The 15,678-nt window shown below is 64.2% G+C and carries 1 protein-coding gene (only partly in view); it reads right to left on the reverse strand.

Going from position 1 to position 15,678, the window contains the following annotated elements; translation table 11 throughout:
- Window positions 1-15,678: the 3' portion of an SNF2-related protein gene (locus AB0C34_RS17905; protein ID WP_357073634.1), read on the reverse strand. Its footprint extends 11,733 nt past the window's final position; the window shows 15,678 of its 27,411 coding nt (coding positions 11,734-27,411); its start codon lies beyond the right edge, outside the window — the gene reads right to left on this strand; its stop codon occupies window positions 1-3.

Consider the following 15,678-nt stretch of genomic DNA (forward strand, 5'->3'; position numbering starts at 1 on the left):
CTATGGCCCGCTGATGCCAGGCTCGCAGAGCGGTTCGGCGGGTTGGGTGTCCACTAACGGATCGGTGGGGGCGGCTGGCGCGCTGTCTTGCATCCGGTGAGAGGCTGGCATCGTGTAGCCCGCGACCGCGGCGGCGAGTTCAGTGATGTGGTTTGACGTCATCTCATGCGGGACATCGCTGACGGGATCCTTCGCCGACGCCAGTCCTTGGCGGGTCAAAGCCCATACGATGTCAGCGACATCAGCAGTCTCATCGACCACCTCGCCGTCGAGGACGCCGTCGAGGACCCGTTGCTTGGCTTGCAACATGTTCCACATGAACTCGTCAACAGTACCCGGCGCGACGGTGACCTTGTAGGTGACGGGCAGGGTTTGGCCGATGCGGTGCAGGCGCTTGGCCATTTGATTGAGTTCGCCAGGTGTCCAGGGTAGTTCGGCTTGAATGCCGGTTCGCGCGGCGGTGAGGGTGTGGCCGCACCCGCCGGCAGAGACGGATACGGTGATGGCGGGAGCTTGGGTCACCGGCAAGATTTGGAACGCTTCCTTGTCGGCTTCTTTTTCCTCAACCGATTGCCCACCTTGAATTTTCAGGCCACCAAACCGCCTGGCGAATCCACCGACAACCTTTTGATGGTGGGCGGCAATCATCACCTTCTCCCCCGCTTTGATCTGCTGGTCTGCCCAGTCGATGACGGCAGGCATCTTGGCGCGGCCCAGGATCTCGCGCAGCGTGTTCAACCGCACAAGATGTTCAGCGGCTTCGGCGCGCATCCTCGCCTCCACCGCCGCGCTGGTGGGATCTTCGTCGAGTTCAGCGGCGATCTGCGCGGCACGTTTGGCAAGGAAGCTGAGAACATCGGCTTCGGCGGCCTCGTACTCGGCCATTACTGCCGCGTCGAGCTGTTCGGCGGTCAGCGGCATCGGGGTCATCTCGAACGGCGGCAGGTCCAGCACATCGTCGGTGCGCCGCAGGTACACGCCCCATGCCCGCAGGCGCTGGTGCAACTCTTCGAGGTGGGATGCTCCGTTGTAGTCCAAGCCATGCCCGTGGGAGCGGCGGGTCGGATCGCAGTAGCGGCGCAGGAAATGCCAGTATTCGCCGAACAGATGCTGCGAACTCGCTGGTTGCCCAGGCGGGGCCAGTAGCCCGAGAATGATCAGCTGCTGGGCCAGCTCTCGTGGCCGGTTGACTACTGGTGTACCTGTCAGATCCAATACCAGTCCATCGCGGGCGGTGACGTCGGCGCCGAGCGCCGCCAGCGCGCGCGAACGCGCCGCGGTGGGTTCTTTGGCCAGATGGCCTTCGTCGAAGATGACCGCTCGCGGCGCGATGTCGGCGACGAGGCGGTCGACCCACAGGAAGTGATCGGGTTTCTTCTCACCATCGGGGGCTGGTGGGCGTGAGGACAACGCGTTGTAGCCGATGATGACGATGTCGGTTCCGGAGGGAATCTCGGTCGGGGTCATGCCCTGCGCGAGGTACACCTTTCGGCCTGATAGCGCGCGTGTGATCTCGCTGTACCAGTTGTGGGTGAGGTCCGGTTTGCAGACGACCACGGCGGGATATGCGCCGTCGACTGCGACGGTTGCCAGTGAGGTGAGAGTTTTGCCCAGGCCCATGTGGTCGGCGTTGATGGCGCGGCGGTTGCGGTGCAGGTGGGATACTCCGGCGTGCTGGTGGGGCATCAACGCCATCTCGGCGGACAGGCCAGGTATTACTACGGGGGCTGCTGCGGCGGCGGTCGACGCGGTCAGGTTCTCCGCTTGGACACGGGCCTGCTCGGTGAGTGCCGTACGTACCTCGTTGGACACCCGCAGTTCGTTTCGGGCGTAGATCTGCAGTTGCTGTTCTGGTTCGACGTGGACGCTGATGCTGATCTCGGTGCCGTCGGCGCCGAAGGTGGTGCTGCCGAGCAGCTGGGCCAGTTCATCGCGTACCTGCTCGCGCGGCGCCGGCGGACAGGCAATCATGACACGACCGTCGTGCATCAGCACCTGGTCAGCGGTGTCGTGCGCCAGGATCCGCGTGGCCAACGCATTCTGTGCGTCTGGGGCGAGTTTGAGCCGATGCTCGGCAAAGACGTCGCGTGCGCGGTGCAGGTCAATGTCGAGGTCCAACCTCAGGATGTGCGCGTGTAGGCCGGGGTTCCAGGTGCTGGCACCGTTGAGCGTCCACAGATCATCGTTGAGGGTTTCGGAGTACTCCGCGCGGATCACCAAGTTGTCGCCAGCAAGGGTGACCGCCGCCGGTGTGTACCGATCGGGGTCGGCGGCCACCTTCTCCCCCAGGACCCGCAGGTCGTCGTCGACGGGAATGCGGTAGGTGTCGGCCAAGTCGATGACTTGCGGCAGAGACGACAGGGGGAACTCATTTGTTTTGGTCGAGTAGTCGAACTGACGACCAGGGATGGCGCGGGCGGCGGACACGAGTTCCTGGTTGTAGCGGTGGAAGCCGAGGAGCACCTTCTCGTCGATGATCTGCAGGTAGGAGCCGTTGACGGCGCGTTCGCGGGCACGGTAGTCCTGGCCTTCCTCGCGGACTGTGGTGCGGGCGGCCCAGTACTCGTCGCGGCTGACCTCGATCGGTTCTGCGAGTAAGTCCGCAGGGGTGAGCCCACCGAGTTGACGGTGGTAGCTGGCGAGCATCCCAGCCGCGGTGACCGCATGGTAGTTGTCCCACGTTTCGACATCGAGTTTGGCCAGGTAGTGCCCGATCGCCACGTCCGCGCCGCTGAATCCGACGTCGTCGCGTTTGACCGCTCCGTCGCACACTCCAGCGAGGGTCTGCAACGCCCAATGCAGTCCGCCCCATTGATGTTCGGACATTGCCGGTGTCGCCGCGGTCTGCGTAACCGGTGCGGATTCGGACGTTTCGGCATCGTCTATCCTGGTGGCAGGGGCGAGCTCGTCGAATTCTGCTGACGTTGCGTCAGTGTTGTCGACAGTCGTCGCCACCAACGCGGGTGGTGGTGTGGGTGCTGGCTGCGTGGAAATGTGGAAGGCGGATTGGCTGTCCGTTGTCTGCTCACGATCGGTGGCAATACGCTGCTCGCTGTCCAGGTCATCGAGCGCTCTTCTGGCGCGAGCCTGTATTTCGTGCTCGTCGTTGATGGCGGCGCGTAGCCGGGTGATGTGCGCGCGGAGGGAATCGAGTTCTTCGCGGGTTTCGTCGGAGATGTTGTCGCCGAGGTCTTTTACCCGATCGGCAAGGCTCATTTCCCGCTCGTTGGCGACGACCAGTTTGCCGAGCAGGTCTTCTTCGGTTTCCTTTGACCGCGCCAACGGGCGATAGGGGTTGTGCTCGCGGGCGAGGACACGGGTGGCGAGATCAGCTTTTCGAGCCGAGACGCGGGCAATGGATGCGTCGAGCTCGATCGTGTCGGTGTCGAGGTTGGACAGCAGCCGCTCCAACGCGATTACCATGCTGCGGCCGTTAGGGATCGATTTGCGCCGCTCCCATTCCGGTCGCCGGTCGGCGTTGTCGCGGCGGCTGGGGTCGGCCCATCCGAAGTCCAACCACAAGAATCGACCTGTCACGCCGACCTCGGCGCGGTAGGTTAGCCCGCCGAGCACACCCAAATCGAGAGTGTCTCCTGGGTTGGCGGTGGCGCTGAACTGCTTGAGTCGAGCGACGAGTGCTTTGCCAGCGTCCTCGCGTTTGTTGTAGGTGACCCCGTCGACGGTCATCGCGAACTTGTTGGCCTTCGTGGAGACCTGCTTGCCGCGGGCGACGTGCATGAGCGCACTGGCTGGCACTGCGGCGGTAAGGAAGGTTTCGGAGTAGGCGAGGTCAGCGGCGCGGCGATCTTGGTCGTTGTCCCAGTTTCGGGCCAAGCCTTGAAGCCGGGCTCGCTCGGCGGTCGCCTCGGCCAGCTGCATGATGCTGGGGTCTCCGGATGCCAAGGCGGTGAGCACTGCGAAGTTCACTGCCTCCTCGCCGATATCGTCCATCTCCCGCACATCGAAGCCGCGTTTTTGCAGCTGATCGATGAACCTGGCCTTTCTGGCGAGGGTGTTGAGCCGGAATTCGTCGAAGGTCCGCTCGGTGACGTAATACAGGACGCGGACCTCGTCGAGCGTGCCGGGGACTTCGGGCCGGTTGAGGTTGCCCTGGCGTTCGATGCGGCCTTCGCGTTGGGCGATGTCGGCTGGCCGCCACGGGTAAGACAAGTGGTGTAGCGCGACGGCACGGTCTTGAATGTTTGCGCCGGTGCCCATTTTCTCGGTGGAGCCGATCAGTACCGAGACGTGGCCGGCGCGGCAGTCGGCGAACAGCGCCTCCTTCTTCGCGTCGGTGGTCGCTTCGTGGATGAACCGGATCCGCTCGCGCGGGACACCGTGTTCGGCGAGCCGTTCGCGGATGTCGTCGTAGAGGTCGCAAGCGTATTTGGCGTCCGAGCCCGGTGTGCCTTCGTCGAGGAACACCAGCTGCAGGCCACCGGTTTCCGGTTGGGGGGTGAAGTCTTCTTCGGAGACCGGGTAGACGATGTCCTTGGTCTGGTCGTAGATCTCAGCGACCTTGTCGACCAAGAACGGGATTTTGCTGCCTTCATCGATGCTGCCGCCGACCAGCCGCATATCCAGGCTGGCGCGCAGGCCTTCACCGAGCGCTTTGAGGACTCCTCCTGGCTTGTCGATCCACTTCTGCTTGGGCAGGGATTTGATGTAGTTACGTTGCGCGTCGGTGGCAGGGATGATGATCTTTTCCCCGCGTTGGCCGTCTTCACCATGCAGGACCGGTGGGGTGGGCAACTTGAGGTCATCGGCGGTTTGTACGTCGGCGAAGGTCCAGTACGCGGCCATCAGCTCCGGCACGTTGAAGAACCGCGCCAGCCGCGATTTCAACTTGTAGCCTTCGCCTTTGGCGTCGGGCTCGAGCGCGGAGACGACCTCGCCGAAGATGCCGACCCAGTTGTCGAAGACGTCGATACCCATCTGCTCGAGCAGCTCCGGCGCCAAGTAGCGCATCATGACGTAGGCCTCGGTGACGCTGTTGGCGATCGGTGTAGCGGTCGCGAAGGTGGCGTAGCGGCCGGTGACGCTGGTGTCGCGCAGATAGTCGATCAGCATGTGCATCTTGGTGGCCTTGTTCGAGCCGTCGATGCCTGCTGCAGGGATGCCGGAGATGGTGCGCAGGTTCTTGAACTGGTGAGCCTCGTCGAGGAACACATAGTCGACGCCGGTGTCCTCAAGGCACACTCCGGGATCGGTGGTCTTGTCCAGTTCTTCCTTGAGCCGCGCTTCCGCGTTCTCCAGAATGGATTCGATCTGTTTGACCTTCATCGATTCCATCCCCACGCCATTAGCACGCTCGAGCTGGTCACGCAGGAACGACAGCTCGCGACGCAGATACCGTTCCTGGGTTTCCTTGCGCAGCGGGACCCGAGTGAACGCCTCGTGCGTGAGAATCACCGCATCCCAGTCGCCTCCGGCGATGCGTGCCATGAACTTCGGGGCACTAGCGCCGAGGTCACTGGCGTTGATCGCCAGCAACTTCGCGTTCGGGTAGAGACTGCGGAAATCGGTTGTCCACTGCTTGAGCATGTGGTTGGGCACCACGATCACCGGCTTGCGTGCCAGCCCAGTGCGACGCAATTCCATCGCCCCAGCGACAATGGTCGCGGTCTTGCCCGCGCCAACCACATGCGCGAGAAGGGTTTGCCCGCACAAGATTCGCCGGATCGCCGCATTCTGATGATCCCGCATCACCCACCCGGGCAACAGCCCCGGCAACGTCAGCGGGCTGGTGTCGTGTTCGGTCGCGACAAGGTTGTTGAGGGTGTCGTTGTAGATGCGGGCGAGCCGTTTGGCGCGAGCGGGATCGGCCCACACCCATTCCTCGAACGCGCGCGCCAGCTTGCGAGCCTTCTCCTGAGCCGCGTCGGTAGCTTCGCGGTCGAGATACTCCCGGCCGTCCACCTTTCGGGTGATCTTGATCGTGGATTCGGTTTTCTGCAGCAGTTCACCGAACAGGTGTTGAGCGCTGCGGTCGAGGGTGCCCCACTCAGTGCGCGCCAGGTCACCGGCATGCGCGCCACGAACCTCCCAGAGCACACCACCAGCGTGTTTGACCGTCGCCTGCTCGAACCCCAGGTGCCGCAGGAACGCGGTGAAGTCCTCGGCGGGAATCCAGGGTGCGCCGACTTTCGCGGTGATTTCTGAGGGGAACAGATCCCGCGGCTGCACCTTCTCCAACGCGTCGACGTTGACCTGGAGGGTGAAGTTCTCGGCGACGGCAGTGCGGGCCGCGGCGAGTTTGGTGCGGACGTTGCCCGACAGGTATAGGTGCCGCGGGATCCACTCCCCTGGCTGTTCGGGGTCGCGGAACGCCAACCCCGCCGCTTCGACCTGACTGGCGGCCTCCATCCGGGAAATCGCGAGCAGGCGTGCGACGCGGTCGAGGTCGAGTCGGCCACCGTCCTGGTCGAGAGCGATCGCCACCGCTGAGTCGATGTCGTCGGCGGCGGTCGGCATTTGCCGCGGTTCCAGGACCCGGGCGTGTAGCACCTTCTGCTCGACACCTTTGCGGGCGCGCGCATCCCAGCGTTCGAGACCGAACAGCAGGGCGGCGTCGGGATCGTCGTCGAGGTAGCTGAACGCGGTCCGCGACTTCCACTCGTCAGGGACCTTCTTCAAGCCCTGCGCTTTGGCGCGGGCGCGGGCCTCGGGCGGGGTGAAGATCCGGCGCTGTCCAGGTTTGGTCAGCGGCGGGTTGGACATCCGGTACCGCCGCCACGATTCCCGCAGCCGGTCACGGATAGCGTTCAACTGTGGGGTGTCGCCGGCGACAGCGGTGGCGCCTTCTGTCGCGTACAACTGTTTGGTCAGCGTCTTGAGGTGGATCAGTTCGATCAGCCGGTCACGTTGGGCCGGATGCACCTCCACCGCGACCGGTTCGTCGTCCTCGATGATGGTGGGGTTGCCGTCGGCATCGAGCCCCAAAGCCCCCTCGGGGAGGTAATCCTCATCGAGCACCGGCAGCTCGAACTCCGGCTCCGGGGCTGGTTCTGTGATTCTGGCCGCTGCAGCCGCGACTCGTTCATCGAGGTCTTCGTCGGCAGCCAGCCGCACCGACAGCTTCGGCCCGAACTGGGATGTCACTGTGCACAGCTCACCCACTACCTGGTCGGGGCGGTTGAGGAAGTAGGTGTTGACCTCGACGGGCTGCTCGTTGCCCGCCAGGACCTGCTGCTGGGTGTACAGCCACGAGTCGTCGACGGCTGGGGGTTCGTCTTCGCAGCGGCGGCGCAGGAACAAGATGTCGGTGACGACGTCGGTGCCGGCCATCCCCGCGTGAGCCCGGGCGGGCAACCGCATAGCGCCGACGAGGTCGGCCATGCCATGCAGTTGCTGCCGGAAGCTCGGATCGGAGTTGTCGAGGGTGTAGCGGGAAGTGATCACCGCGACCAGGCCGCCGGGCTCGACGGCGTGCATCGACTTCAACAGGAAGTAGTTGTGGATCTTCAGGTCGCGGTCGCGGTTGTAGACCGAGTCGTAGGGTTTGCCGTCACCGAAAGGGATATTGCCGATGACCAGCCCGTATTTCGGCTTGCTCACCCGCACGTCCTCGAACGCTTTGTTGATGATCTTGGCGTCGGGGTACAGGTACGCTGCGATCGCCGCGCTTATTGGCTCGACCTCGATCCCGTCGATCCGGATCGGCTCTGTGGTGTCGGTGGGTGCGAAGCCAATGAAATGGCCGGTGCCGCATCCGAAATCGGCTACTTTGCCGCCGTCGAAACCGAGAGCACGCACCGTATCCCACATGACCTTCACCAGGCGCGGATCGGTGTAGTACGCGGTGGTGGTGTTACGGGCCGCGGCCGCCCACTCCTTGTCGGAGAGCAATTGCCGGACCTCGGTGCGTACGGCATCGAGTTTGAGCCAGCGCGCCAACGCTTTAGCGTCGTTCTCTGGCGGCTTGTTCGCGAAGATCCTTGGTAGCGCGCCCCAGCCAGACCATCTGGCCAGCACCTGCTGCTCGTCGCCGGTGGCCGCTGACCGTTTGGCGGCCTGCAAGTCTCGAAGCGTGCGCAGTGCGGCGAGGTTCGCCCGCGCCCGCACGATCTCGCCGGGCGCGCCCAGATCCTCCCGGCTCGTAGGCCGGAACCGGACTAGATCTCCAGGTGCTCGGTCCCCGGCTCCTTGTCCTGCGGTCGCACTTCCTCGTCGAACACGATCGCCGCGGCCTGCATCTTCACTATCGGTCGCTGCCCTTCTGGAAGCCCCACCATCATCTGATCGACCAGCGTCCCGATCCGCACCAGCATCCTGTTGTCCAGCGCGCGGAAGAAACTGTCCGGATCCTCGATCTGCGTCAACGCTGTCGGCCGGTAGGTCTGCCAGAACTCCCGTGCGCGGCGACCGTGCCTGCTCAACTGCGCCATCAACCGTTCCTTCCCTCGTGTCGTTGTCGACCCCGCCAGACGCTGGTGCTGTCGACAACCCATGTACCGGCGCGGACACTCCAGCATCCCGCACCGCCGCCACATCATCCGCATCCCTGGTTCCGACGCTGGTCGGGATCGTACTGACCGCGGCAGACAGTTCGTTCTCACCACCGAGATCGAGTGCGGTCCGACCGGCCTGGTCGAACAGGGTGGGCTCAGCGATCGGCTCGACGGATCGTGGCCGTGCGACCGGGGCGGTGAAGCTCTGTACGGCCGGTGCCGCCTCAGGGGCGGGCGCGGCCGAAGACTGCAGCTGCTCTTCGCCGTGGTCGCGCTCGTGGGGTGCGAGCAAAGCCGCGGCGGCAGCCCGCGCTGTCGGCTTCGCATCATCATCAGTGAGGGCGGTTGTTGCTGCGGTGACGGAGATGTTGTTGAGGATTGCGGCCACATCGAACAATGCGACACCGATGCCCTGGACCAGGGTTCGTGGTGTGCAAGTGGATCGGTCCGGCACGTAGGTGTAGGGGCCGAATGGCGCGGTGAAGTCCCAACGCAGGACGAATGTGGCTGTGTCGTCCGAGGCGCGGGTACTGCGCTGGTTGCTGACAGTCACATACAGCTGCTGGGGGGCGAGCCAACGCCGCTGCTCGCGTGGATCGGAGGCAGCAGGCGCTGGCAGAAATCCCTCAGAAACCGACCACACATGCCGATCAGCGTCAGCGATAATCTCAACCGCGTCGCTGGGCAGCAATTGAGGGGCCAGCCATGCCGCGTATTCTTCGGACGCCTCGACACTGAAGCGACGGATCACCGGCATAATCTGCTCCGCGGTAGCAGCATCAGCGATGGTGATCGAGTCACCGTTTCCGGATTCAACTTCCTCGTCAGTGGGGTGAGCGATGACCTCATACCCCGCTTCGCGGTCCGCAGGGAGCACGACGGTGAAGTAGCGGTCAGCGATCGCGATCTCGAATTCTCGGCCTGCCTGATTGTTTCGGTCCTCGATGTCGATGCGCTCGAAGGCAGGGTTGAAGACTTCTATGCGGCGGCCACCGACGTGCCGGAAGGGCTGTAGCCAGTGCTCCTCAGCGATCTCGCGTCCGATGTCATAGACGTCAAGCTCAAGTGGGATATCCCTGCTGGCACTCAGTTTCGTGATCACCTGGTCGGCGACGACCGGGCCGAACAAGCGATACAGTGCCGCATCACGGAACGAGGCCAAGTGCCCCAACGCAGGGTCTTCAGCAAGTTCGGCGATGATGTCGGCTGCCGAGTCCTGCACGTTGGTGGTGGTGTCAGCGTGTGTAGGTGGGGTATCGGCCGAGTTGAGGTCGCGAAGGGCGCGGTCGATGGCGGTGAGGCTGAATCCGCGCGCGGGTTCTTGATCACCCGGGCGTTGAATAAATGCCTGGTCTTCATCAAAGACGTAGCTGCCGGCGCGACGCACCCAGGTGGCTCGGACCACGGTAAATTCCTCGCCGAGGCCAGCGTAGAATTTCACCTGCATCCGCTCAGCGGGCCGGTCCAACTGGTGGGTCCAGGGGAACCGCATCCGCCAACTCTCACGATGGGCGGCCGCGACCAACTCGATCAACTCGCGCGGATAGACCACACCACCGCGAGGTTCGGGCAGTGCTGGGGGCGGGGGCTGAGAAACCGCCACCTGTTCAGCGAGGGGCTCACTGGTGGTGAAAATCGGCTCGGGGGCTACCTCGGCGTCGACTAGCAGCGTGGTCAGGACGTGCTGGGCGCGCAGCGTCTGGTCTGCTGGCATCCCGAGCGCGGTCAGGGTGTTGGTGAAGTCCTGCTGCCACTGGCGGCTGTTCGGTGCATGGTGGGCGACCTGCTGGGTAACCGCGTTGATAACTTGGTCGAGTTCATCTCCGATCGGCGAGCTGTCGGTGGTCAGTGCCTCCAGCAAGAGAGCACGGGTGTGGGCGACGCGTCGCGCGCCAGCCAGGTTCGCTTCGGCGGCAGCGGTGTCGCTTGCGAGCACTAGTTCGTCGGGTTGGCTGGTGGCCTGCACGACATAGCTGCGCAGCAACTCCACCTCGGCCACTGCGATGTCGACCGCGTCGATTTCAGTGCGGGTGAAGCGGCCGCTGGCTTCACATGCCAGCTGGTGGTTGATGACTACGCGATACTGGTCATTGAAATGCGTGAGTAGATCCTGGGCCGGGTCGGAGTCTTGCAGCACCCGCAGAACAGTCGTCAGATCCGGTGTCTGGTAGTCGGTTTCGCCCCATCCACCCGTGGATACCTTCGTCCATCCCTCTGTGGGTTGGGCGGGTGATCCCGTCGTTTCCACACGCCAGCCGAGCGCGAATTGCCAGTGCTCGCCCTCAAGGTGTCCACGCAGACTCAACGTCACCAACTCGTCGGTGGCGACGGTCTCGGCTTGCCAACCACAGGCGAGGGCGACGGCGGCGATTTGCTTGACGGGATACACCAGAGCGGCCAGCTCGCGGCGGTGCTCGTAGATGTCGGGTGTCGGACGCGGCGAGTAGCCGACCCCGTACCCGGCCCAGGCGGCAGCTTCCTGTTCGGCCTCGAGGACGGCTACGTCACGCAGGTGTTGACGGATGTGGTCCATCACCGTGCTGATGGGGTGATCCCCCAGGGTGGTGAGGATGAGCAGATTGGGGCCATCCTGGTGGTATATCTCGACCTGGCGGCTGGTGATGTGCGGGATGAGCCGGTAGTGGTGCCCTCCAGCGTCGATGCCGAGGATCGGGGTGCCGTTTTCGGCGTGAGCGACGACGCCGACGAACCGCTCATGAACTTGCGCTAGTTTTATCGGCTCAAGCCGCACATCGGCGTGGCCGCTGTGTTGAGCGTTGATTGCGCGCAACATGATCCGATGCGCTAGTTCGGCGCGCATGGCGGCGGCGGTCAGGATGGTACGTCGCGTTCGGCGCCGGTCGTCATCGGTGACCTGTAGGTCATCGGTGGCGGCGAAGTCGGTGAGTGCTTGCTCGGCGGCGATGGCACCGTAGTCCCTGTAGATCCACGATGGCACGTCGGCAGCGAACCGGGCTAGCACTGGGTCAGCGGCGACTTCGGCGGTCAGCGCCTCGATCTCCAGTTCGACGTCGGCAAGCATTTGCAGTAGCTGCTGGTAGGACCGGAATTGCTGATCCCCGGACCACAACGGGTCGGTCCGTTGAGCGGCGGCGACCATCATGCGGGCATGGCGAAAGTCGAGAAAAATGTCGAATGCTTCGATTGCCTCGCGACGGAACGCCTGGCCCCGCGATTCGCGCCGGCTACGCCTGGCCTCGGCTTGAACGGGGGTACAGTCCAGCACATCCGCGCGGTGCACTCGAAGGTAGGTGGACACCACTGTGGACAGCGCGTCAACATCGTGTGCGGTGCGGAAGTCTTCGAGATGGTTGCCTTCGACGGCCAGATAGCGTGTGACATCGGGCAGGTGCCGATAACGGTGGGCGTGGTCTTCGACGATACAGCGGATCTGCGCGAGTTCGAACTCGTCGAAACGTGCGGCCGCGGTGAGATCGGCGACGATGTCGCGCCACAGCTCAGGGTCGACGCGTGCCCGCCAATCAGCAGCGATGTGGAGATCACCGGCAAGCTCGGTAAGCACATTGGTGACCGCTCCGCTGTAGCCGCTGTCGTCAGTGCTGTGCGGGACAGACTCGAGGGTCTTCCCTGACGCGTCGATCCATGTCTGCGCCCGCAAGCCGGCCATTCCCAGGGGTCGAAATCCGCGGTGGCGCAGCAAGTTGTGTAACCACTCTGGGTTGACCAGTTCCAGCGCGGTGTGGGCCGGATCTGTCATGACACGACCTGGCGACCACTCGTGGAACGCGGCGCGAACGAACTCGAGGGTGGTTGGTTCGACGTCAGCTCGACACAGGTCAGCCGGTGCGTGCACGGTGTGAATCCATGCTGGTGGCGTCGCGTTGGTCAGCTCCTTGGCTGCGACGGACACCTCTACGGAATCAGCAGGGCCCGGGCTGATCTCCTCCCCTAGCCCGCTGCTGGCGGTGGCCGCGTTTGATGCAGCGCCAACGCTGTCGAGCAACGTATCCATGTTCGACGCCGGCACTTGCGTTTCGATCTCGTCTCCGTCTACGGAGGCGCCAGCATCGATCTTCCCGACGTACCGCTCCTGAGGGCGGGAGCGTGCGGCCGGTAGCTTGGTGCCGGGTTGGGCGATGTCGTCGATCCGCAGAATGTGCCGCAGGTCGCGGTCGAGCTCGTCGCCGAAGATGCGACTACGGTCGGCGAGGTGTGCCCGCTGGTCTGGATCGAGCGACTGCGCGAATCGTTGCAGAGTCACCCGGGTGAGCGTGGCACCGGCAACAGCACTGTCGGGCAACCCAGTTGTCGCTGCCCACCCCAAGCCCGCCGGACCGAACTCGTAGGACAGACCGGCCCAGTCGGGCCGATACCGCACGGCCCGCTCGTGCAGCTCCTGCGAAAATCCTCGTCGGCACAGCGCGGCGATCCGGTTGTCGTCCCGGCTGCCCAGTGCCGCCGCCAACGCCCACGAGTTCACCCCGTAAAGCAGCAGACGCTGGTCCTCATCCAGAACCACCGGCGGCCGCATCCGAGGCTCGGAAACTAGATCTTCGGTGCGGTCGGCAGCAGCACGCAACTGGGCCTCGGTGGCCACAGCGAACGTCGCTTCGTAGTCGTCGATCCGCAGCGCACGCCGCAGTAGCTGCCGCCGCTCTTCCTGACTGGGGAGAGGCCCAGGCGCCATTCGGGCACTAGGCAAAATGTTGCATCGGGCGAGTTCGTCGCGCAGATCCGTGTCAAGCGTCTTGGCAAATCGGGCGAATTCGGATCGTGTGACGATTGCCAAGTGGTGGTCGTCGGGCAACGGCCCGGACTCAGGTTCAAGGCGAATGCCGCCGCCCTCGCGGGCAACGGTGATGCGGCACCCGGTCCAGTCGGGCCGCATTCGCAGAACCTCGTCCGGAATATTGGCCCAAGAATCAGCCCCAAACAGATACTGGGCGGGTCCAAGAGAGTTGCTGCTGAGAGCCGCCGCCACTGACCAGTCGCTCAACGCGTACAGCAGCAGTCGTTGTGTCGGTGTCAGATCCGCATCCCGTGTGTCCCTCCCGCCGCTGCGACCTGCGATGACGCCGGTGGCGAACAACTCCCCAGAGTCTGTGGGTGGATGCGTCGCGACCCGGTAGGCGGGGTCGGGTAGAAGCGGCACCGTTTCGGGGACAGCGGGTGAGGCCTTGGCGCGCAGGGCCGCGGCCGTGTCTGCGCTCACGGCGGCCGTGGACACGGTAGTCAGATAGCGGGGCGGGATCATCGTGCGGGTGGATGTAGGGCTGTCGTGATCGAATACGACCTCGACAGCCGTAGCCCTGCTGTCCCGGTCATCGTGGTAGCCGCACACGACTCCGATCCGACCGCTTGCCAGCGCGAGCACTTGATCACCTGGCTCGGGGGCCTGATGCAGCATCCTTTCCTGCTGCTGGAGCCAGCGCTGGCCCTGGCGGGTCAGGGCGTAGGCGGTCTCAGCGGTCTGCAGGTGACCTTCGCCCAGCCACCACTCGACGGTGGCTTCGGGTACTTGAGCGCACACCGTGCCCGTGTCGCGCAGGATCACCACAGTGCCGTGATCGTTGACCAGCCGTCCCGAGTGCGCAGCACAGAGCACAGCGAAGTCGTCGTCGACTATGACCGGTGCGGTCGGCAATGGCCGCTCAAGTGGTCTTGCGAGGTATGGGTCTTCGAGGACGTCCGTGACGCCATCAGCGCGGTAGGCAACAGCGACTTCCACGGCGTCCAGCTCAGCGTCGAGTGACACCCCGGTCTCGGACAATTCATCGCTGGTAACGAGGACGGAAAGAGTAGAGATGGCGCGGCGAACTACTTTCAGCCGCAGCGGAAACCGCGGGTTTGCGATGTGGCCGATCCTTGAGCCGTTGGCGTCGTAGCTCCAGTCCCCATCGACCAGAGACCATTTCAGCGAGTAGTAGCGGGGCCCGTCGCTGGTGTCGGCTGCCAGGGTCAGTGTGCAGGTGCTGCCGTCCGCGGTGATGCTCGGCCCAAACGTCTTCCAACCCTGTTCGCGGCCGGAGGCAGCGATGGACTTGGCGGCGGACGCCGGTGGGATGACCCGGACCGTAGTGGTCGAGTTCGTTGCGGTGAGAACCCGGACGTCGGCATTGACCTCATGCAGCTGCAGCGCGGCCGCGGAGTGGATCGCACTCGACAGCTGCGGTGAGTACACCCATTGGCCGTCAATGAGCCGCCAAATCAGTTCGTAGTGGCGGGGTCCGCGGTCAGTGTCGCCGTCGAGCGATACCCGGCAAATACTGTCGTCGCCCAACAACGTGTCAGGGCCCACCACTGCCCAGTTCTTCGCCTGGGCGAATGCGGCAATCCAGACAGCGTCGGCGGCGTACGCATCCAGATCCGGCAGCCGCACAACGTATTCCACCGCTGCCGCCGGGAACCCATTGGCAGTGCCGAACCAGAACCCGTCATAGGTACACAACACGTGTTCTGGCCGGAACCGGAACCCCTCCCCGTCCGCTGACCATGGCAGCAGGATTTCCCATGGCTGGGCGACGTCGGTGCGCGTCAACTTCAGGTAGTAGGTGAGGCCCTCGGCAGATACCCAGGATTGCTCTTGTGACCATCCATGCTCGGAAGCCAACGCCATCCATGACGTGGCCGCCGCCGGCGGGGTCGTAGCGCGTTCCACCTCCCAGTAGGCTTCCCGCTCGGCCTGCGTGCGGAGGTATTCGTGGATCACCTCCCATACATCAGTGATATGCGTGGCGTGCGTGATGGTCAACTGCTCGCCTGGGTTCCTGTCAACAGGGGCGAACGCAATCTGGCAGTGGCCGTCACCGGTCAGGTCAAGACGGAACTGGCGGCCCGCGGCCCGCAGTTCGATGCAGCCGCTGCCCCGCTCATCCAGATCCAGGCGGGACACAAATTCGAAGGCAGTGTTGACGGAGAGCAGTGACATGTCTGCGGAGGCCAGTTGCTGGGGCACGTTCGCGGCCCACGCGGCAGCAGCGACCTGGTCGACGACATAGCCGACCAGGGTGGGGTTGTCGGGGTCCATCACCTCACGAGCAAACGCCCGCTCGGCACGGTCGCGGATGATTCCCTCGTTGAGTAGGATCTCGGCCAGTTCGTAGGTCTCGTTCTCGGCCAGGGGCGCGGCGAAGGCCTTGAACAGCTCCTGGTTCGCGGTGGCCGCGAGCTGGTTCAGCGCTCGGGCAGCGGTGTCTTCGTGGGCCCGTGTGGTGAGCAGGACCTGCACGAACCGATCGACGATGGC

Source organism: Nocardia sp. NPDC049220 (genome assembly GCF_040647855.1).
Classification (GTDB): domain Bacteria; phylum Actinomycetota; class Actinomycetes; order Mycobacteriales; family Mycobacteriaceae; genus Nocardia.